A 20,396-nucleotide genomic window follows, 5' to 3' on the forward strand; every position below is an offset into this window, starting at 1 on the left:
AGGCACTTCTGCCGACCAGGCGTGAGTCTAGCCGAGTTCTATTCTCCGGCGCTGACCTGGGCGGGGGCTGGAAGCGTGTCGAGCGCTCGCGCCAGGCCACCGTCGACGACATCTGCGGTGACCTCGCCCGCTGCCTCCTTCACCACGTCCGGAGCCTGGCCCATCGCCACCGCCCGACCACCGAGCGCGCGCGCCCAGCCGAACATCCCGATGTCGTTGCGCCCGTCCCCGGCGACGAGGATGCGCCCCTCGCCGAGCCCGAGCTCGGTACGCACCTGCTCCAGCGCCGTGCCCTTGTCCACACCCTGCGGTGCGATGTCCAGCCACGCCGTCCAGCCGATCGCGTACGACACCTCGTTCAGACCGGCGTCAGCGACCAGACGGTGGAAGTCCTCTTCGTCGTGACCGGGAGAGACGACGACGATGCGCGAGACGGGAAGGGCTCCGAGCTCGTCGAAGTCGACCTGTCGACCGCCGTCGAGCGTCCAGTCGTCGAGCTGCTCCGTGAACAGCCGCTGCCCCGAAGCCAGTTCCACCATGTACCTGGCGTCGGGCAGCCGCTCTCGCAGCAGACCGAGAACCGGGGTGGGGTCGAACGTCTCCACGTTCCAACGCTCCCAGTCATCGCCCGAGCGCCGCATCGTCACGGCCCCGTTGGAGCAGACGACGAAGTCAGCGGTCAGTCCGAGTTCCTCGACGTAGCGCCGCGTCGCCATCCAGCTTCGTCCGGTCGCGATCGTGACGACATGTCCGCCGTCGCGCAGGCGGGCGATCGCCTCCGGAACACCGGGGCTCATCGTCTCGTCCTGCAGCAGGATGGTCCCGTCGACGTCGAGGCCGACCAGCCAGGCGTCCGTCATCGTGCGGCCCGCCCCTCAGCGGGCGGCTCGATCACCTCGAGGCCGCCGAGATACGGGCGCAGCACCTCGGGGACGCGCACGGATCCATCCGCCTGCTGATGGGTCTCGAGCAGCGCCACGATCCAGCGCGTCGTGGCGAGCGTGCCGTTCAGCGTGGCGACGTGCTGCGTCTTCGCCGCGCCCTGCGCCGCACCATCCGCGGTCTCCACCACCGGCCGGTACCGCACATCGAGACGTCGGGCCTGGAACGTCGTGCAGTTCGAGGTCGACGTCAGCTCGCGGAAGGCACCCTGCGTGGGGACCCAGGCCTCGATGTCGTACTTGCGGGCGGCGCTCGAACCGAGATCTCCCGCTGCGACGTCGATCACGCGGTAGGCGAGGCCGAGGGAGGTCAGCATCTCCTCCTGCAGCGCGACGAGGCGCAGGTGCTCGGCCTCCGCGTCCTCGGCCGTCGTGTAGACGAACATCTCGAGCTTGTTGAACTGGTGCACACGGATGATGCCTCGGGTGTCCTTGCCGTGCGAGCCCGCCTCACGCCGGTAGCACGTCGACCAGCCGGCGTACCGGAGGGCACCGTCCGTCAAGTCGACGATCTCGTCCTTGTGGTACCCGGCGAGCGCGACCTCGCTGGTGCCGACGAGGTACAGATCGTCGTCCTTGTCGAGGTGATAGACCTCGTCGGCGTGCTCGCCGAGGAAGCCCGTCCCCTGCATGATCTCGGGGCGCACGAGCGTCGGGGTGATCAGGGGCACGAAGCCGTTCTGCAGCGCCTTGTCGAGCGCGAGGTTCATCAGCGCGATCTCGAGACGTGCTCCGATGCCGCGCAGGAAGTAGAAGCGGGCGCCGGAGACCTTGGCACCGCGTTCCATGTCGATCGCACCGAGGAGCTCGCCCAGCTCGAGGTGGTCCTTCGGCTCGAAGTCGAAAGCGGGCACGTCTCCCACACGCCGCAGCTCGACGAAGTCGGCTTCGCCACCGGCCGGTACACCGTCGATGACGACGTTCTCGATCCGGGCGAGGGCCGCGGCCGCGGCCTCAGCCGCCTCGTTCGCGGCGTGCTGGGCCTGCTTCACTCGCTCGGCGAGGTCCTTGGCCTGCGCGACCAGGGCGGCCTTCTCCTCCTTCGGGGCTTTCGCGACCAGCTTCCCGAAGGCGTTCTGCTCTGCTCGCAGCTCCTCGAATGCGGAGAGCGCCGACCGGCGCGATCGATCGGCCTCGAGTGCGACGTCGACGGTGCTCTGGTCGTTTCCACGAGCAGTCTGCGAGCGGCGGACGATCTCCGGATTGTCGCGGAGGAGTGCGAGGTCGATCATCCACCAAGTCTACGGTGATCGTCACACCCTCTCGGATGTCACACTCTCGGCGCAGCAGCGTCTTCCTCTGCAACGGCCGGCATTCCGCCGACCCTCGGAAAGGAACACCCATGAGCACTCGCGTCACCGCCCTCGATCAGCTGAACCTGGCGTTCGCCGACCGCTTCAACGCCCGTGACCTCGACGGATTGATGGCATTGAACACCCCGGAGGTGGTCTTCGTCCCCGCGCCGGGGACACCGGTCACCGGCACGGAAGCCGTGAGGGGCGCGCTCGAGCAGTTCCTCGGCCTGAACCTGCCGATCTCGATGACGGTCCGTCACGTCTTCGAGAGCGCGGGCACCGGCCTCGCGGTCGCCGACTGGACGATCTCGGGCGTCGCACCCGACGGGTCGGAGGTCTCCCTCGCCGGGACGACCGCCGACGTCGCGGTGTACGACGATGCGCACGGCTGGCGCTACGCGATCGACAACCCGTTCGGGACCGCCTGAGATGACGTGAGGGAGACCTGCAGGAGAGTCTCCCTCACGCCACCCCCATGCCTGTGCCGCGGCAGGCCTTCAGCGCCTTGCGTGCCCGCGAGATGCGCTGCCGGGCGGCGGCGGGTTCGATTCCGAGTCGCGTCGCCACCTCCTCCGCCGAGAGCCCGTCGGCTACCGTCAACAGCAGTGGTTCCCGAAGCGTGGGTGGGAGCGCATGCACAGCCGCCATTGCTCCGTCGAGCAGGACTCGCGCCTCGACGACGGACTCGACGCTGACGTGCTCGTCCGCCGCCTCTTCCAGCGTCGCGGCGGGGCGACGGGAGCGCTGTCTGGCGAGGTCGACGGCGACGTTCCTGGCGATCACGTCGAGCCAGGCGCACATGCGCCCTGGCTGCGGGGTGTCGAGGTGAGAGATCGACCTCCAGGCGCGCAGCAGCGCGTTCTGCGCCGCGTCGTCGGCGTCGTCGACGGGAACCCCGAGCGAGATGCTCCGTCGCCGCAGACGATCCGGGTCGCCTTCGATCATCGCGGAGAGCAACGTGCGAGCGGTGTCGTCGGAGTCATCGCGCATGTCTCCATTCTCCTCGCGCAGGGAAGGCCCGGCGCCGGATGGGCGACCCGAGTGGATCGCGGTTTAGAGTAGCGCCATGACCACGAGCGAACCCGTCCGGCGACAGGCGGCGCTCATCTACAACCCGATCAAGGTCGACGGCAAGCACCTCCGGGCTCGAGTGCGCGATCTCTCCCGGGAGGCCGGTTGGGAGCATCCCGCGTTCTACCCCACGACCGTCGAGGACGCCGGCCAGCTCGCCACGGCGCAGGCGCTGGAGCGCGGGGTGGACGTCGTGCTGGTCGCGGGAGGCGACGGCACGGTGCGCGCCGTGTCGGAGGCGATCGCGAACAGCGGGGTGCCGTTGGCGATCCTACCCAGCGGCACAGGGAATCTGCTCGCGCGCAATCTCGGGCTCCCGCTGGGCGACCCGACCGAGATGATCCAGGCGGCGCTCGGCGACTTCCGACACCCGATCGACATCGGCTGGGCGCGGCTGACTCGACAGGACGGTGAGGAGGCGCAGCATGCGTTCGTCGTCCTCGCCGGAATGGGTCTCGACGCCGACATGATCGCGAACACCCGCTCCGATCTGAAGAAATCCGTCGGGTGGATCGCGTACGTCGACGGCGCCGCCCGCTCCCTGCCTCGCGCGAAGCCGTTCCGCGCGGTCTACCAGATCGACGACGGGCGCCTGCATACCCATCGCGCCTACAGCCTGCTGTTCGCGAACTGCGGCACGCTCCCTGCCGGGATATCCCTGATCCCCGAGGCATCGATCACCGACGCCGCCCTCGACGTGGCGGTCATCCAGCCGACCGGCATGCTCGGCTGGTTCGCCGTCTGGCGGAAGATCTGGTGGGACAACTCCGTGCTGCGACGCTTCCGCGCGGGACGCCGAGTCCTCGAACGGCGCGGGAAGAACGCCTCCGTCCACTACTTCCACGGGGCCGCGGCCGAGGCTGCAGCGCCCGACCCGATCCCGATCGAGCTCGACGGCGACGAGTTCGGGGAAGCCGTGCGCATCACCTGCTGGGCAGACCCGGGGGCGCTTCTGCTGGCGCTGCCGACGGGCCACCCCGTGCACATCCTCTGAAGGACCGCGGGCTTCGGATTCAGCGCACCTCGACCGTGCCTTCGAGGCCTCCGCCGACGAGGGTCAGGGTGAAGGGCGCGTCGTCATCGACCGCGTCGTCCCCGAAGGAGAGCAGCGTGGCGCGCGGAGCCATGTCCATCGTGCAGGCCTTGGTCTCATCCGTCACGAACGTCGCCGTGCCGCTGTTCCCCGACCCCTCGAGGGATTCGATCTCCGGCGGGCAGGACGACGATCCCCAGGTGAGCAGCACCAGAGCGCCGTCGCCGAACCAGCCGGCAGACGGCAGGTACTCGGTCGACGTGCCGGGCGTGCCCGTCGCGGCGGGGTCGCCGTCGAGGTCGACGTCGTCGGTGATGTCGCCGTAGGTGACCTCGAGGGTGATGTCGGCTGTCGGGTCCACGCCCTGCGGAAGCGCGCCGATGCTGGCCCGCGGAGCGAGGTCCTTCGTACACGGCCGTGGCGACTCGCCCTCGGCGTCGACGAGAGTGACCGTGACGGTCTGTCCTTCGGCGCTCACCTGGTCCACCTGGGGGACGCACGTGGAGGAGCCCACCGTGACGACGGCGAACATGCGTCCGTCGTCGAGCAGCGCACCCTCGATGTCGTTCCGGTCGTCGACGCCGCCCGCGCTCGGCGCAGGGGAACTCGTCGGCGTCTCCGAACCGGGGCTCGCGGTGCAGCCGGCGACGAGGAGCGCCGCGGCGACGAGACCGACGACAGGGGCGAGAGGACGCAGCGCGGAGGTCATGCTCACAGGGTAGCCCTCGCGGACTCGCGACGGATAGCGCGACGACTACTGCAGCGCGGAGGTGAGGCGGGCGAGGTTGTCGAGCACGGTCGAGCGCAGCGGCTGCTGCATCCACTCCTCCAGCGTCAGCTCACGGCTGAGGGAGCGGTACTTGTCCTCGACCTCCCGCATCTCGGCGACGAACTCCTCGCCACGCACCAGCATCGAGACCTCGAGATTCAGACCGAAGGAGCGCATGTCCATGTTGCTCGACCCGACCACCGCGACCTCCTCGTCGATCGTGAGCGTCTTGGTGTGCAGGATGTAGGGCTTGCGATACATCCAGATGCGCACTCCCGCCTTGAGCAGAACCTCGTAGTAGCTGCGCTGGGCGTGATAGACCATCGCCTGGTCGCCCTCTTCCGAGACGAACAGCTCGACGTGCACGCCACGGTCGACGGCGGCCGTGACCGCGAGGAGCAGGGCTTCGTCGGGGACGAAGTAAGGGCTGACGATCATGATCTTCTTCTTCGCCGCGTAGAGCAGTGCGAGGAAGAGACGGAGGTTGTTCTCGACTTCGAACCCCGGGCCGGAGGGCACGACCTGGCAGTCGAGATCCCCGGAGCCGATGTTCGCGTGGGCGATGTCGATGCCCTCGAGCACCGTGTCGGTCTCGCTGTACCAGTCGGCGACGAAGATCGCGTTCACGCTCAACACCACGGGACCATCGAGACGGACCATCAGGTCGACCCAGTGCAGTCCTCGCTTGATGTTCTTCTTCAGGTTGTAGGTCGAATCGGTGATGTTCTGCGACCCGAGGAATGCGATGTTGCCGTCGACGACGAGGAGCTTCCGGTGGTTGCGCAGATCGGGGCGCTGCATCTTGCCCTTGAGCGGCTGCACCGGGAGCATCAGGTGCCAGTCCGCCCCCATCGCGTTGAGTCGCGCGATGGTCTGCTTGTAGCGGGGCTTTCCGCGGTTCGCCCAGTGATCGAGCAGCACGCGGACCTCCACCCCTCGCGCGCAGACCTCTTCGAGGGCGCGGAAGAAGTTGTCGGTCGAGTCGTCCGACTGCAGGATGTAGAACTCGACGTGCACGTACTCCTGCGCGGTGCGGATGGCCTCGGCCATCTCATCGAGCGACTCCTGGTAGTCGGAGATGAGGTGGGCGCCGTTGTCGCCGGAGAGCGGGAGGGCGCCGAGCTTCTGGTTCATCTGCACGATCGGGCCGAACCACGCAGGGGCGTTCGGACGCAGGGTCCCGAAGTGCAGGTGCTCGCTGGTCTCCGCGATGTACTCGTTGATCTGATCCTGCTTGCGTCGACGCGCCCGCGGGAGGCGCGGGTTGCCGATCATGAGGAAGAGGAAGACGCCGACGAACGGGATGAAGAAGACCGCCAGCAGCCACGCCATCGCGGCGGTGGGGCGACGGTTGCGGGGGATGACGATGATCGCCGTGACACGGATGGTGATGTCGAGCACCAGAAGGAAGGTGGCGATCCACCACCCCCAGGTGTCCGGAGTCATCGTGCCCCCTCGCCACCGCAGTGACCGTCACAGCTCATGCGCATCTGAGCAGATGCGCTGGCTTCACAGTAGCCGATGGGTGGGACTCAGCCGCGCGGCGGGAGACCCCGTGCCGCGCGTTCCTCGGCTTCGATCTGTGCGTGCACCTTGCGCTCGGTGCGGTCGAACCGGAGGATTCCCCGGACCACGAGGAAGAACACGACGCTCACGCCGACGGTCGGCAGAAGCGACCATGCCGCAGCGAGCCAGAAGTTGTCCATCCCTCCATGGTACGCGAGCCACTGTTCGTGCACACTCCGGCACTCACAGGATCTGCGTCCACAAGCCCCCTTTTCCCCTCCCATCCGCCCCGCCGACGTGCACACTCTCGACATGACCACAGTTCTCCGCGCCACCGATTCCGCCGCATTCCTCGGCATCGTCCCCTCTCTCGCCGGCTTCACGCCCCGTCGGAGCATCGTCCTCCTCCCGTTCCGCGGCTCGCGCACCGACGGTGCCATGCGTCTGGACCTCCCCGAGGAGAGCACCGATGTCGGTCGCTATGCCGACAACGCGGTCGGGCTCGTGGCACGGGTCTCCGGCACGGATGCGGTGGCCGTCGTCGTCTACACCGATCAGGATGCGCACCCGACGCGCGACGGCCTGGTGCTCCCGCACGCGGTGGTGATCGACGAGGTGCTCGGCTGCGCGGAGGATGCGGGTCTGCGAGTCGTCGACGCTCTGTGCGTGACGCCGTCCGGCTGGTCGAGCTACCTTGAGGAGGAACCGGAGCTCGGGTCTCTCGCGCAGATCCGCCTTCCGTCCGACCTGCCGCCGATGGAAGACGTGTCCGGAGATCAGAACGTCGGCACGGAGCTGCCGACCGTCGATCTGGCGGAGAAGAAGCGGGTCGGGCGAGCATCCGCCGACCTCGACGCGCTCCTCGATCGGCGCGGGCGCGCTCCGCGAAGCGCCAGGGAGAATCCTCAGCTCATCGCCGCACTCGTCCTGCTCGACGACGTGCCCGCGTTCCTCGAGTCGGTGCTGGCTGCACCCGACGGTCTTCCACCCTTCGCGACAGCCGCGCTGCTGTGGTGTCTGGAGAAGCCGCTGCTGCGCGACGTGGCGATCGCGCAATGGGCGACCGACCTCGCGGGAGGCATCCGCACGCTCGACGCCCAGACCGCCTTCGCCGAGTCCGGCGTCATGGTTCCCGACGAAGTGGGCGACGTGTTCCTCGGACGCGGACCGACGCCCGACACCGAACGCCTGCGGTGCGCCCTCTCGGTCGCGCGCGAGGCAGCCGCCCGTGCACCCCGGCACTCGCGACCCGCCCCGCTCACCGTGGCCGCGTGGCTGTCCTGGGCGCTGGGGCGCGCCAGTCACGCGGGCCGCTACCTCGAGATGGTGCGCGAGATCGACCCTCGGTACTCGCTCGCCGCACTGTTGGAGACCATGATCGGCGGGGCCATGCTGCCGGAATGGGCGTTCCGGCGAGGCCCGATGGGATGAACGACTCCGTGGACTACTTCACCAGAGGGAAGAGGATGGTCTCCCGGATGCCCAGACCCGTGATGGCCATCAGCAGTCGGTCGATCCCCATGCCCATCCCGCCGGACGGCGGCATGCCGTGCTCGAGGGCGCGAAGGAACTCTTCATCCACGGGCATGGCCTCGACATCGCCGCGTGCTGCGAGCTTGGCCTGCTCGACGAAGCGCTCCCGCTGGATCACGGGATCGACGAGCTCGGAGTATCCCGTCGCCAGTTCGAAGCCGCGGATGTACAGGTCCCACTTCTCCACGACGCCCGCGATCGAACGATGCTCGCGCACGAGGGGCGACGTGTCGACGGGGAAGTCCATCACGAACGTGGGGCGGACGAGGTCGCCCTTCACGAAGTGCTCCCACAACTCCTCGACGAGCTTGCCGTGGGTGGCCTGCGGTGGCAGATCCACATCGTTGGCCTCCGCGAAGGCGATGAGGTCCTCGACGGAGTCCTGCGGGGTGATGACACGACCCGAAGCGGCCGAGAGCGACTCGTACATCGAGATGCGGTCCCACTCACCGCCGAGCTCGTACTCGGTGCCGTCGGCCCAGGTCACCGTGGTGGAGCCGGCGACCGCGATCGCCGCGTTCTGCACGAGCTCCTGCGTGAGCGCGGCCATCTGGTTGTAGTCGCCGTACGCCTGATAGGCCTCGAGCATCGCGAACTCGGGGCTGTGCGTCGAGTCAGCACCCTCGTTGCGGAAGTTGCGGTTGATCTCGTAGACGCGCTCGATGCCGCCGACGACCGCGCGCTTGAGGTACAGCTCCGGCGCGATGCGCAGGTACAGCTCGGTGTCGAACGCGTTCGAGTGCGTGATGAACGGGCGGGCAGAGGCTCCTCCATGCTGCACCTGCAGCATGGGCGTCTCCACCTCGAGGTAGTCGTGGCTCGTGAACGTCGAACGCAGGCTCGCGTTCACGGCGGCCCGAGCACGGACGGTGTTGCGCGCCTGCTCCCGCACGATCAGGTCGAGGTAGCGGCTGCGCACCCGGCCCTCTTCGCTGAGCTCGGAGTACGCGTTGGGCAGCGGGAGGATCGCCTTCGCAGCGATCGTCCAGTCGTCGGCCATGATCGACAGCTCGCCGCGACGGCTCGAGATGACTTCACCGTGCACGAAGACGTGGTCACCGAGGTCGACGTACTCCTTCCAGTCCGCGAGGGATTCCTCGCCGACGTTCGCGAGCGAGATCATGGCCTGGATGCGCGACCCGTCGCCGGCCTGCAGGGTGGCGAAGCAGAGCTTGCCGGTGTTGCGGCTGAACACCACTCGGCCGGCGACCCCGACGACGACGCCGGTCTCGGCACCCGCTTCGAGGTCGCCGTACTCGGCGCGCAGTGCGGGGACCGTGTGAGTGACGGGCACTCCGACGGGGAATGCCCCTCCCCCCGCGTTCGACCGCTTCTCGATCAGACGCTCGCGCTTGGCGAGCCGCACGGCCTTCTGCTCGTGGACGTCCTCGTCGGTGGAGGGGTCGGTCGATGCCGATTCGGGCGCGGGCGACGCGTCAGTCATGTGGGGGGCTCCTTGGAAGTCCCTCCCAGTTTACCGAGGCGGCGTGACGCCATCGGTCGCGTGCTGGGTAGCCTCGGAGAATGGCCCACACACGGATCCTCCGCGCGTTCGCTGCACTCCCCCTCGCCCTCGTGGCGGCCTTCACCCCGGCTGCGGCGTTCGCGACGTCAGCCGAGCACGCCGCTCACGCCGCAGCCGGTCCGATCCGCGCCGCCACGACCGATGTCGACGACTTCTCCTACAGTTCCTGGGACGCGGCGTACGAGGTCGGGCTCGATGACGACGGCCGCGCGCGGATGCGTGTGACGGAGACGCTCGTGGCGAGTTTCCCCGACGCCGACCAGAATCACGGCATCGTCCGGGGGCTCGCGACCTCGTACGAAGGGGCCAGCACGGAGACGACGGTACTGTCCGTGACCGACGGGAACGGCGCGGAGGTGCCCTACGAGACGGACGAGGAGGACGGTCTCCTCTACGTGCTCACGGGCAACGACGACGACTTCGTCCGGGGTCTCACCACGTACGTGATCGAGTGGGAGATGCGCGATGTGATCCTGGCGACGAAGCCCTCTGCGGGATCGTCGGCTCCTCCCGCGGACGAGTTCTACTGGGACCTGCTGCCGCTCGACAGCACGCAGTCCATCGATCGCTTCCGTGCTGACGTCACGCTCGACTCCTCCTTGAGCGCTGCGCTCAACGGGGCCACGCGCTGCTACACCGGTCCCTCCGGCTCGAAGGACGAGTGCGAGCTGGACGGTCCGATCGCGGACGGGCGCGATGTGACGTTCCGCGTCGAATCGGGAGCCCGTCCTGCCGGCGACGGGGTGACCGTCGCCATCGGCTTCGACGCCGGTACGGTCACCCAGCCTCTCGCCCGCACCCCCGACCCCGTGGCGGACGTCACCCCGATCGTCGCCGCCGTCGGCGCGCTCGGGCTCTCGGTCGGCAGCTGGGTGGCCGTCTCGGCCTTCACCCGGAGACGCCGAAGGGCGACCGGAATCGTGGTCGCCCAGTACGACGTGCCGGATTCACTGCCTCCCCTGCTGGCCGCCGCCGTGGTGCCCGGCGCCAAGGACGTGATCCCCTCGGAGATCGTGCACCTGGCCGTCCGCGGCACGCTGCGCATCGAGGAGGGGGCGGAGGAGGAGGAGCCCCGGTTGCGTCGGCTCCCCGGAACGCGACTTCCCGACCAGCTCGACGTCGAGGCCCTGGATGCCCTCTTCACCGACGCGGACGGCGAGGGTGTGGTCGACCTGCCCACCGCCGATGAGACGTTCGCCGCGCGGATGACCGCCCTGGAGCAACGCGGGACGATCGAGGCGCAGAAGCGCGGGCTCACCGAGAAGGCGCGCAGTCGGGCGGCCGTGATCCTGCAGTGGTGTGCGATCGGCATCGCGGTCATCGGTCTGGCGTTCGGGATCTGGAGCGCGGCCAGCGGGCGGCTCTCCGCGATCCCGGCGCTCGTGGTGATCTCCTTCGGCGCTTTCCTGGTGCTGCTCTCCAGCATCTACGGCTTCTCGAAGCACACGGTGCTCACGGCCGAAGGCGCCCGCACCTACGAGTACCTGCGCGGCGTCGAGGAGTTCATCCGCGTCGCGGACGCCGACCGCCTGCGCATGCTGCAGTCCTACAGCGGGGCCGAACGTCGAGCAGACGGCACCGCCGACGTCATCCACATCTACGAGCGCCTCCTCCCCTACGCCATCCTCTTCGGCATGGAGGACGAATGGGGCGAGGTGCTTGAGAAGGCGTACACGCGTGCACAGCACGGCGCCACCTGGATCGGCGACCCGACCTCGTTCGTGCTGCGCGCGCAGCTCGCCTCGTTCGTGGCCTCGTCGCACTCGGCGGCGACCTACTCGGCGCCGTCGACGGGGTCCTCGTCCAGCGCGGGCGGGTCCTTCGGCGGCGGATTCTCCGGTGGCGGGGGCGGCGGGGGCTTCTCGGGCGGACGATGACACGGCGGCTTCCCGCACCCTGCGCTGAGACGCGGCGGGAACCGCTCAGATCAACGGCGGAACGTCGGAGGCTTCGCGCAATGCTCTCTCGACGGTCGACTGCACGAGCGCCGAGAGATAGCCTCCGGGGTTCTCCACACCGATCTGCCGCAGTCGCTCGGTCGACTGACCGATGATCGACCGCGAGAACTCCGTGGCCGTCGCGATGGCATCCGCATAGGCGGGACGATCCGCTTCCGCGATCACCACGGGCTCGCATCCCATCTCCACGGCGAGCGCCTGGGCGATCGGCAGCACGGCGGCCGGCGCTGTCACCGCGGCGAACCCGGCCTGGAGCTGGCGGAGGTCGATCGACGTCCCGGTGAAGGTGATCGCCGGATGCACGGCGAGAGGGATCGCACCGCGCTCGGCCGCAGGACGCAGCACCTCGATGCCGTAGGCGGGGTCGGTGTGCAGCACGAGCTGACCGATCTGCCAGCCGCCCACCTCCGCGATGCCGGCGACCAGAGAGGGCAGTTGCTCCGAGGGGACCGCGATGATCACGAGCTCGGCTCGACGCACGACCTCCAGCGCTTCGAGCACCGGCACATCCGGGAGCACGGCGGAGGCTCGCTCGTCGTCGGAGCCGCCCGTGATGCCGATCACGGCGTGGCCTGCACCACCGAGGGCTGCGCCCACGACCGGGCCCACACGGCCGGCACCGATGATGCCGACACCGAGGCGCCCGTCACGTGCCATCGTCGCTCCGTCTCCGCCGTCGCAGCGGGGGTTCGGAGGGAGCCTCGGGCGCGGCGGGAGGCACGGCCGGAGGAACCGGGGGCGGGGTCGTGGCGTTCACCGAGGGCGAAGACGAAACCGCCGGAGGCAGGGGCGGAGCGACCGGCGCTGTCGCCTGTGGCCCGACTGGAGGCGCGAGCGGCGCTACCGGAGGTGCGGGCGGAGCTGCCGGAGGTGTGGGCGGCACGAGCGGAGGCGCGGGCGGAGCCGTGTGCTCCGGAGCCGGGAAGACCGGCGCCGCCCCCGTGTACGCCGGAGGTGCGGCGACGGGCGGCGGTCCCGTGTACGCAGGAGGTGCGGGAGGTGCGGCGACCGGCTGCGGCGCCGCATGCTCGCTCCACCGGTGAGTGGTGTCGCGGGACGCGGCCTCCGCCGCTGCGGCCGTGACCTCGTCGATCAGCGCCAGCGCATCGGCACGCTCGAGACCGGACAGGTAGCCGGTGATGGGACCGGGAACGGTGTGCACCTGCGCACCGGACACACGCTGCGCGCGGTCGATCGGCCCCTGGCTCAGCGAGACGCCCTGCAGCCGTGCGAGCGGGAACACGGCGAGCTTGCGCCACACGTTCCCGCGGCGGAGCAGCAGCCCGAAGTCGGCGACCAGGTAGCCGTGACGCTTCCAGGAGAACGGACGTCGCCACCGCGCTCGGCGGGGCATGGTCCGATAGGTGTCGTCACCCTCAGGGCCGACGATGCCCTGCTCCCACAGCGAGGGGATGCTCTCGGCGGGCACGTCGGGAAGGACGAGCGCGAGCACCCGCTCGACATCGGCACGCTTGCCGACCGGCAGCACCACGTTGAACTGCTGGCCGCTGCCCGATGACTGCTGCGCCGCGCTCTTGCCGCTCATCCGGTTGATCTTGATCGTCCACCAGCCGAAGGGACGCCACAGCAGCGACTGCGACACCTCCACGGCGAAGATGCGACCGGGCGGGAGCGTCTCGGTGACGGTCGTGAGGAGACCGTACGTGATCCGCACGCCGTCCGGTGTCGGCGCGATCGAGTAGCGCAGCGATTTGGAGATCTGCGCCCAGGTGATACCGACCACGGCGACGATCATGGGAACGCCCATGCCGAGTCCCAGCCCGAGGAGGATGAACCCCCCGTCCGAGTTGCCGTCGGCCAGCATCCCGATCAGGGCGCTGCCGATCGCGATCGCGAAGATCGCACCGAAGAAGACGAACCACAGCAGTCCGGAGATGAGCTGCGATCCGACCAGCCGACCGGTCGGGATCTTCACGACGCTCTCGGGGACCACGTCGGCGAGATCGACTCCGGCGATCAGACCGTTGACTCCCGCGTTCATCGATCCGACGAGCTGCGCTCGCGCGGATGCCGGTGCGGCCGCCGCCGCTGCGGCTGCTGCCGGGTTGAGCGCGGCGTCGCGCGCCGCGCGCGCACCGGACGCCAGACGGAGGATGTCGGCGCGCACGGATTCGGCACGCGGAGTAGCCAGATACTCCAGCTCGACGTTCGCGTCATTGCCGGCACCGACGACCTCGAGCTTCGCGAGGCCGATGATGCGCGCGGGGAACGGACGCGTCAGGTTGACGCCCTGCACGCGGTCGAGCGGCGCGCGTCGGTGCGAACGGAAGATGATGCCCTTGCGGACCTCGACGTGGTCACCGGTGATGCGGAACTGCTGGAAGCGCCAGATGAACCAGAAGATCAGGATCAGCACGATCACGAGGCCCAGCACGCTCAGCAACGCGACCAGGATCAGGTTGTTCGAGAGAACCCAGTCGACGGGATCGGCGCCGGCGTAGTCGCCGTAATGCGCCTCTTCCGGCGCGAAGAGCGCGACGGCCCAGGAGATCAGGCGGTCGCGCATGTTCGCGATGACGATGCCGCCGATGATGATGAGCGCCAGGCCGCCCTTGAAGAGCGGCGTGAGCGGGTGCATCCGGTGCCACTCGCCGTTCGCGAGGGTCGTCGGGGCCTCCCCCGCCGATGCCTGCGGGCTGTGCGTCGCGAGCGGAGGCTGCTGCTCGCTCACAGGCCGGTCCGTCGGGTCTCGGCCACATGGATGAGCGTGTCGCGCAGTGCCTCGGCCGCTTCCTGCGTGAGACCGGGGATCTGCACACCGGTCGTCGCCGCAGCCGTGACCATCTTGAGCTGGGCGATCCCGAAGGCACGGTCGAGCGGCCCCTGCGTGATGTCGACAAGCTGCATGCGGCCGTAGGGCACGGCGATCATGCGCTGCCAGAGGATCCCCTTGCGGAAGACGATGTCGTCGGCGCGCAGCATGTAGCCGATCGCCCTCGCCTGACGCGGGAGGATGATCAGGGTGACCACCGTGATCAGCAGGATCACACCGGCCGGGATCCACACCCAGTCCTGTTCCAGCACGATGTTCAGCACGATCGCGGCGGCGGCGACGATCACGAGGAAGATCACGTTCTGGACGATCTGCGAGACGACGTAGCGCGGCGAGATCTGGTGCCAGGTGCCGTCGAGTTCCAGGCGGGCCTCGTTGCGCGCCGTGCGCAGCTGCGTGTAGGTGCCACGGTCGAGGGCGTCGAGGTCAGTGCCCTCCGCCGGGTTCAGGGGCGCGGTCTCTGGGTTCTGAGTCATCAGGATCCTTCGGCAGGGTGCAGAACTGTTCGGCGACGAGAGCAGCGATCACGAGGACGATCGCACTTCCGATCAGGGCCAGCATGGCCACAGTCGACCCTACCGGCGGAACGACGGGGCGCGACAGGAGGAAGACCAGCAGCCCCGCTCCGAACCCCGCCATGATCGCGCCGAGAAGGCTGGATGCACGGGCGAGCGTCGCCGCTCTCAGCGCACGGAACGGGTCGATGCGGATGCCCGAACGCACACTGCGTCGCACCGGCCAGGCGACGCCGAGAGATGCCGCGGCGATCAGCAGCAGGAGTACCGGCAGCAGGAGCGACGGCGTGAAAGTCGCGCGCCCCGAGGCCGTCAGCAGATGGTCGAGCAGGAAGCCGACGCCGCCGCCCAGCAGTGCGAGGAGGACGAGCACGCCGGCGGAGGTGCGTCTCATCCCTCGCCTCCGGCACGAAGGGCGGCCGCGAGGTCGGCGACCCTCCCCCGACCGAGCAGCACCGCGTCCTGATCGACGTCGAGCCAGGGGTCGAGCACGAAGAGGCGTTCGGCGGCACGCGGGTGCGGCAGCTGCAGATGCGGTTCCTCGGAGATGACGTCGCCGTACGCGATGAGGTCGAGGTCGAGGGTGCGGTCGCCCCAGCGCTCACGGCGCTCCCGACCGTTCTCGTCCTCGATGGCGTGCAGCATTCCGAGCAGGATCTCGGGGGCCAGACGCGTGGTGACCAGTGCCACCGCGTTGACGTAGCCGGGGGCGTCGGGATCGGGACCGTCGGGCCGGAGGGCGACCGTCTCGAACAGCTTCGACAACCGCACCTCGCTGACCAGCGGCAGTCGTGCGATCCGCTCGGCGGCAGCGGTGATCGTGTCATGGCGATCGCCGAGGTTCGCGCCGAGGGCGACGACGGCCGTCACCTCCGGCCGCCCGGGGCGAGGCGCCGGCATTGCGGGTGGGTTCGCGAGGTTGCGGCTCATGCGGTTGTGTCCTCCGGCGCATCAGGGGTTCGGTGGCGATGCAGGGTGACCGCCACATCGGCGAAGTCGAGGGGAATCGGGGCGTGGGGCTTGTGCACCGTCACGGTGATGTCCTGCACCCGTGGGTCGTCGAGACCGACCGCGGCGATGCGTTCGGCGAGCGTCTCGATCAGGTTCACGGGCTCCCCCGACACGACCGCGGCGACCTTCTCGGCCAGCTCGCCGTAGTGCACCGTGTCCACGACATCGTCGGAGGCAGCGGCACGCGCGAGGGAGAGCCGCAGTCGCAGGTCGATCGTGAACTCCTGGCCGTCCTGACGCTCGTGCTCGAAGACGCCGTGACGACCGAACACCGTCAGACCGGTGAGGACGATCTCGTCGAGGGGCTCCATACGTCTAGCGTACGGGGATCGCCCCGAGACGCCCTCAGCCTTCCCAGGCGTGCGCGATCGCCAGGGCGTCGCGCGTGGATGCCACGTCGTGCACACGCACGGCCCACACTCCGGCTCTGACCGCGAGCGCACTGGTGACGGCGGTGGCGAGGTCGCGACGGGATTCGGAGACCTCCTCGTCGGGACCTGTCTCCTGACGGAGTACCTCTGCGAGGAACCGTTTGCGCGACGTGCCGATCAGCACCCGAGGGCCCAGTGCGACGATCTCGTCGAGCCCGCGCAGCATGTCCCAGTTCTGCGCTCCCGACTTCGCGAACCCGATGCCGGGATCGATGATGAGGCGAGACGGCGCGATCCCCGATGAGGCCGCCTCACCGATGCGCTCCTGCAGTTCGCCGGCGACCTCGCGCGCGACGCGGTGGTACTCGGCATTGGCATACATGTCCGAAGAGAACCCGCGCCAGTGCCCGATCGCGAAGTCGGCGCCGGATTCCGCGACGGCAGCGCGCATCTCCGGATCGGCGAGCCCCCCGGAGACGTCGTTGACGATCCTGGCCCCCGCCCGCACGGCGGCGGCTGCTGTGGCGGCGCTGAGCGTATCGACGCTGACCGGCACGCCAGCGGCAGCGAGCTGTTCGATCACCGGGATCACTCGCTGCTGCTCGACGTCGGTGCCGACCCGGTCGGCGCCGGGCCTGGTCGATTCACCACCCACATCGAGCACAGCTGCTCCCTCGGCGCGGAGCCGCAGCCCGTGGGCCACCGCGCGATCTACGTCGAGGTAGCGGCCCCCGTCGCTGAACGAGTCCGGAGTGACGTTGACGATGCCCCAGATGCCCGTCATCCGTGCGCTGCTCCGAAGCCGGCCGAGCCGATCAGAGTGATGAGCTCGGCCCTGGAGACGGGATCGTTGTACTCACCGCGCGCCGCGATGGTGAGTGTCGAGGCCTCGGTCTGGCGTCCGCCGCGCATGGTGACGCAGCCGTGCGCCGCGTCGAGCACGACCAGCACACCGCGGGTGTCGAGGTGCTCCGCGATCGTGTCGGCGATCTGCTCGCCAAGCCGTTCCTGCACCTGCGGACGCGCGGCGAGGATCTCGACGACCCGCACGAGCGCTCCCAACCCGACGACCTGTTCGCCGGGGAGATAGGCGATGTGCGCGTGCCCGGCGAAGGGCAGCAGGTGGTGCTCGCAGACGGAGCGGAAGCGGATGTCGCGCAGCAGCACGGCACCGGAGGGCAGCGTGTCGGGCGCGGGGCCTCGGGAGACACTGATGGTGCGCGCGAGCGGTTCAGCCGGGTCTTCGCCCACTCCGGAGAAGAACTCCGTGTACAGCTCGGCCATGCGCGTCGGGGTCTGCTTCAATCCCGGTCGGTCCGGGTCTTCGCCGATCGCCGCGAGAAGCTCTCGCGTGAGCCGCTCGACGCGCTCTCTGTCGACCGTCACGTCACGCCGTCGCAGGCCGCGGGTTCCCTGCTCCCGCCGAGCCCTGCTGCGTGCGCGGTGCGCCGGCCGGAGCCTCGACGGATGCCGCCAGCGAGACGTCCTTCTTCGGCACCTCGATCGGAGGACGCTCCGAGACCGGACGCCCTTCGCTCGAGAGCCACAGCGGGCGCTCCGGCAGCTTCTTGATCTCGGTGAAGATCTCCGCGATCTGGTTGTGGTCGAGGGTCTCCTCCTCGAGCAGGGCCAGGGCGAGCTTGTCGAGGATGTCGCGGTTCTCGCTGATGACCTCGTAGGCCTCGTTGTGCGCCTGCTCGATGAGCGCGCGTACCTCGGCGTCGACGCGCTCGGCGACCTTCTCGGAGTATTCGCGGCCACGGCCCATGTCGCGTGCGACGAACATGTCGCCGCCCTCGGTGCCGAGCTTGACCGGACCGACCTGCGTCGTCATGCCGTACTCGATGACCATCTTGCGAGCGATCGAGGTCGCCTTCTCGATGTCGTTCGAGGCACCGGTGGTGGGGTCGTGGAAGACGATCTCCTCCGCGACGCGGCCGCCCATGGCGTAGGTGAGCTGGTCCTGCAGTTCGTTGCGGGTGACCGAGTACTTGTCGTCGAGCGGCAGCACCATCGTGTAGCCGAGCGCCTTGCCACGAGGCAGGATCGTGATCTTGGTCACCGGGTCGGTGTAGTTCATCGCCGCCGCCGCGAGCGCGTGTCCGCCCTCGTGGTACGCCGTGATGAGCTTCTCCTTGTCCTTCATCACGCGGGTGCGGCGCTGCGGACCGGCGATCACACGGTCGATGGCCTCGTCGAGGGCGCGGTTGTCGATGAGCTGGGCGTTCGAGCGGGCTGTGAGCAACGCGGCCTCGTTCAGCACGTTCGCCAGGTCGGCACCGGTGAAGCCGGGGGTCTTGCGGGCGACGACCTCGAGATCGACGTTCTTCGACAGCGGCTTGCCCTTGCTGTGCACCTCGAGGATCTTCTGGCGACCCTTGAGGTCGGGGGCGTCGACGCCGATCTGACGGTCGAAGCGGCCGGGGCGCAGCAGTGCGGGGTCGAGGATGTCCGGACGGTTGGTGGCCGCGATCACGATGACGTTCGCGTTCGGGTCGAAGCCGTCCATCTCGACGAGCATCTGGTTCAGCGTCTGCTCGCGCTCGTCGTTTCCGCCGCCCATGCCGGCGCCGCGGTGACGACCGACGGCGTCGATCTCGTCGATGAAGATGATGGCCGGAGCGTTCTCCTTGGCCTGGCTGAAGAGGTCGCGCACGCGAGAGGCACCGACGCCGACGAACATCTCGACGAAGTCGGAACCGGAGATCGAGTAGAACGGGGCGCCGGCCTCACCGGCGACGGCGCGGGCGAGGAGGGTCTTTCCGGTTCCGGGAGGGCCGTACAGCAGCACGCCCTTCGGGATGCGGGCGCCGATCGCCTGGAACTTCGCGGGGTCCTGCAGGAACTCCTTGATCTCGTGGAGCTCCTCGATGGCCTCGTCGGCACCGGCCACATCGGCGAAGGTGACGGTCGGGGTCTCCTTGCTGACGAGCTTGGCCTTGGACTTGCCGAACTGCATGACCTTGCCGCCGCCGCCCTGCATGGAGGACAGGAGCCACCAGAACAGCAGACCGAGCAGCACCAGGGGAAGAAGAAGGGAGAGGAAGCCGTCGAACCAGGTCGCACGCGGGACGGCGTCGTTGAAGCCGTCCTTCGGCGCTGCATCGTTGACGGCCTTGACGACCTCGTCGGCGCGCGCATCGACGTAGTAGAACTGGACGTTCTCGGAGCCCTGGAACGGCTTGGAGAGCGTCATGTCGACGCGCTGATCGCCATCGGTGTTCACGACCTCGGTGACCGTAGTGCCGGAGAGGAGCTTCAGCCCCTCCTGCGTCGTGATCTGCTTGGGCGCACCCAGATTCGAGATCAGCAGGAAACCGCCGAACAGGAGCACGCCGATCAGCGCGACGTAGATCAGCGGATTCCGGGTGAGCTTCTTCACATCCATGATCGGATCAGCGTATCGCGCGCGCCCTAGGGGGTCGCTGTGCGTTCACCCACGGCGTAGCGTTCGACGGCGAGGTCGGAGTCGCCGCGTCACCGCGGCCGGGTCTGCGACCTCAGGAATAGACGTGCGGGGCGAGCACGGCGACGTCGCGCAGGTTGCGGTAGCGCTCTGCGTAGTCGAGGCCGTAACCGACGACGAACTCCACCGGGATGTCGAAGCCGACGTACTTGCAGTCGATCTCGACCTTCGCCGCCTCGGGCTTGCGCAGGAGCGCCAGCACCTCGATCGACTCGGCGCCGCGCGATCCGAAGTTCTCCAGCAGCCAGCTCAGCGTGAGGCCGGAATCGATGATGTCCTCGACGATGAGCACGTGCTTGCCGTTGAGGTCCGTGTCGAGGTCTTTCCGGATCTGCACCACGCCGCTCGACTTCGTGCTGGCACCGTAGCTCGACACCGCCATCCAGTCCATCGGAGCGTGGAACGGCAGCGCCCGCGCGAAGTCGGCCATCACCATGACCGCGCCCTTCAGCACGCCGACGAGGAGAAGGTCCTTGCCCGCGTAGTCCTCGGCGACCTGCGCTGCGAGCTCGTCGAGCTTGGCGTGGATCTCCTCCTCGGTGACGAGGATCTGTGCAAGTTCGTCCTGGATCTCCGCGGCGCGCATGGATCGATTTTAGGCGACGCGA

At 68.8% G+C, this 20,396-nt stretch carries 21 protein-coding genes; 4 read left to right on the forward strand and 17 right to left on the reverse strand.

Annotated elements, in window-relative coordinates:
• Window positions 1-38: 38 nt before the first annotated feature.
• Entirely contained in the window at window positions 39-860 is an 822-nt protein-coding gene (locus tag HDC31_RS18965) for an HAD family hydrolase (RefSeq protein ID WP_113680714.1), read from the reverse strand.
• Complete coding sequence (serS, locus tag HDC31_RS18970) at window positions 857-2,173, reverse strand: serine--tRNA ligase (RefSeq protein ID WP_113680715.1); 1,317 nt, start codon at window positions 2,171-2,173, stop codon at window positions 857-859. Before serS ends, HDC31_RS18965 begins: the two co-directional genes overlap by 4 nt.
• Window positions 2,174-2,283: 110 nt before the next feature.
• Here serS and HDC31_RS18975 point away from each other — a divergent pair, with 110 nt between their 5' ends.
• Window positions 2,284-2,664, forward strand: coding sequence for a nuclear transport factor 2 family protein (locus HDC31_RS18975; RefSeq protein ID WP_058631524.1), 381 nt, complete (start codon window positions 2,284-2,286; stop codon window positions 2,662-2,664).
• 34 nt (window positions 2,665-2,698) lie between these two features.
• Here HDC31_RS18975 and HDC31_RS18980 read toward each other — a convergent pair whose 3' ends face one another.
• A complete protein-coding gene (locus HDC31_RS18980) occupies window positions 2,699-3,226 on the reverse strand; it encodes an RNA polymerase sigma factor (protein WP_113680716.1) in 528 nt (175 codons plus the stop codon).
• 76 nt (window positions 3,227-3,302) lie between these two features.
• Between HDC31_RS18980 and HDC31_RS18985 the strand changes: the two genes are divergently transcribed.
• Window positions 3,303-4,301, forward strand: a complete 999-nt coding sequence (locus tag HDC31_RS18985; protein WP_113680717.1) for a diacylglycerol kinase family protein — start codon at window positions 3,303-3,305, stop codon at window positions 4,299-4,301.
• 19 nt (window positions 4,302-4,320) lie between these two features.
• Here the strand turns inward: HDC31_RS18985 and HDC31_RS18990 are convergent, their stop codons facing one another.
• The 3 genes from HDC31_RS18990 to HDC31_RS19000 form a co-directional block, all read right to left on the reverse strand.
• On the reverse strand, window positions 4,321-5,049 hold the full coding sequence (locus HDC31_RS18990) for a hypothetical protein (RefSeq protein ID WP_113680718.1): 729 nt from the start codon (window positions 5,047-5,049) through the stop codon (window positions 4,321-4,323).
• A 45-nt stretch (window positions 5,050-5,094) separates the two neighbouring features.
• The gene (gene cls / locus HDC31_RS18995; RefSeq protein WP_113680719.1) at window positions 5,095-6,555 is read right to left on the reverse strand and encodes a cardiolipin synthase; all 1,461 of its coding nucleotides are present in this window, start codon (window positions 6,553-6,555) and stop codon (window positions 5,095-5,097) included.
• Window positions 6,556-6,641: 86 nt separating this feature from the next.
• Entirely contained in the window at window positions 6,642-6,815 is a 174-nt protein-coding gene (locus HDC31_RS19000; protein WP_164734077.1) for a hypothetical protein, read from the reverse strand.
• A 112-nt stretch (window positions 6,816-6,927) separates the two neighbouring features.
• Between HDC31_RS19000 and HDC31_RS19005 the strand changes: the two genes are divergently transcribed.
• On the forward strand, window positions 6,928-8,046 hold the full coding sequence (locus tag HDC31_RS19005; RefSeq protein WP_179516419.1) for a DUF4192 family protein: 1,119 nt from the start codon (window positions 6,928-6,930) through the stop codon (window positions 8,044-8,046).
• A 13-nt stretch (window positions 8,047-8,059) separates the two neighbouring features.
• Here HDC31_RS19005 and lysS read toward each other — a convergent pair whose 3' ends face one another.
• Window positions 8,060-9,592 carry a lysine--tRNA ligase gene (gene lysS, locus HDC31_RS19010; RefSeq protein WP_179516420.1) on the reverse strand — a complete coding sequence of 511 codons (1,533 nt, stop codon included), beginning with the start codon at window positions 9,590-9,592 and terminating at the stop codon, window positions 8,060-8,062.
• 80 nt (window positions 9,593-9,672) lie between these two features.
• On the opposite strand from lysS, the gene HDC31_RS19015 reads away from it, so the two are divergent.
• On the forward strand, window positions 9,673-11,550 hold the full coding sequence (locus HDC31_RS19015; protein WP_113680720.1) for a DUF2207 family protein: 1,878 nt from the start codon (window positions 9,673-9,675) through the stop codon (window positions 11,548-11,550).
• A 45-nt stretch (window positions 11,551-11,595) separates the two neighbouring features.
• Here HDC31_RS19015 and HDC31_RS19020 read toward each other — a convergent pair whose 3' ends face one another.
• From HDC31_RS19020 to hpt, 10 genes are all read right to left on the reverse strand, one after another.
• Window positions 11,596-12,288 carry a DUF2520 domain-containing protein gene (locus HDC31_RS19020; protein WP_046746738.1) on the reverse strand — a complete coding sequence of 231 codons (693 nt, stop codon included), beginning with the start codon at window positions 12,286-12,288 and terminating at the stop codon, window positions 11,596-11,598.
• Complete coding sequence (locus tag HDC31_RS19025) at window positions 12,278-14,323, reverse strand: PH domain-containing protein (RefSeq protein ID WP_179516421.1); 2,046 nt, start codon at window positions 14,321-14,323, stop codon at window positions 12,278-12,280. Before HDC31_RS19025 ends, HDC31_RS19020 begins: the two co-directional genes overlap by 11 nt.
• Window positions 14,320-14,901, reverse strand: coding sequence for a PH domain-containing protein (locus tag HDC31_RS19030; RefSeq protein WP_046746740.1), 582 nt, complete (start codon window positions 14,899-14,901; stop codon window positions 14,320-14,322). Before HDC31_RS19030 ends, HDC31_RS19025 begins: the two co-directional genes overlap by 4 nt.
• Window positions 14,852-15,334 carry a DUF3180 domain-containing protein gene (locus tag HDC31_RS19035; RefSeq protein WP_046746741.1) on the reverse strand — a complete coding sequence of 161 codons (483 nt, stop codon included), beginning with the start codon at window positions 15,332-15,334 and terminating at the stop codon, window positions 14,852-14,854. Before HDC31_RS19035 ends, HDC31_RS19030 begins: the two co-directional genes overlap by 50 nt.
• On the reverse strand, window positions 15,331-15,870 hold the full coding sequence (folK, locus tag HDC31_RS19040) for a 2-amino-4-hydroxy-6-hydroxymethyldihydropteridine diphosphokinase (protein ID WP_046746742.1): 540 nt from the start codon (window positions 15,868-15,870) through the stop codon (window positions 15,331-15,333). Before folK ends, HDC31_RS19035 begins: the two co-directional genes overlap by 4 nt.
• Window positions 15,867-16,262: a dihydroneopterin aldolase gene (folB, locus tag HDC31_RS19045; RefSeq protein ID WP_061015364.1), complete on the reverse strand. Its 396-nt coding sequence runs from the start codon at window positions 16,260-16,262 to the stop codon at window positions 15,867-15,869. The genes folK and folB overlap by 4 nt, the downstream gene beginning before the upstream one ends.
• Window positions 16,263-16,296: 34 nt before the next feature.
• Window positions 16,297-17,106, reverse strand: a complete 810-nt coding sequence (folP, locus tag HDC31_RS19050; protein ID WP_061015363.1) for a dihydropteroate synthase — start codon at window positions 17,104-17,106, stop codon at window positions 16,297-16,299.
• Complete coding sequence (gene folE, locus HDC31_RS19055) at window positions 17,103-17,708, reverse strand: GTP cyclohydrolase I (protein ID WP_061015362.1); 606 nt, start codon at window positions 17,706-17,708, stop codon at window positions 17,103-17,105. The genes folP and folE overlap by 4 nt, the downstream gene beginning before the upstream one ends.
• A 1-nt stretch (window position 17,709) precedes the next feature.
• Entirely contained in the window at window positions 17,710-19,710 is a 2,001-nt protein-coding gene (ftsH, locus tag HDC31_RS19060) for an ATP-dependent zinc metalloprotease FtsH (RefSeq protein ID WP_046746746.1), read from the reverse strand.
• Between the two features lie 112 nt (window positions 19,711-19,822).
• Entirely contained in the window at window positions 19,823-20,374 is a 552-nt protein-coding gene (gene hpt, locus HDC31_RS19065) for a hypoxanthine phosphoribosyltransferase (protein WP_113681720.1), read from the reverse strand.
• Window positions 20,375-20,396 lie beyond the last annotated feature (22 nt).

Origin of the sequence: Microbacterium sp. JAI119 (genome assembly GCF_013410135.1) — a bacterium.
GTDB lineage: Bacteria > Actinomycetota > Actinomycetes > Actinomycetales > Microbacteriaceae > Microbacterium > Microbacterium oxydans.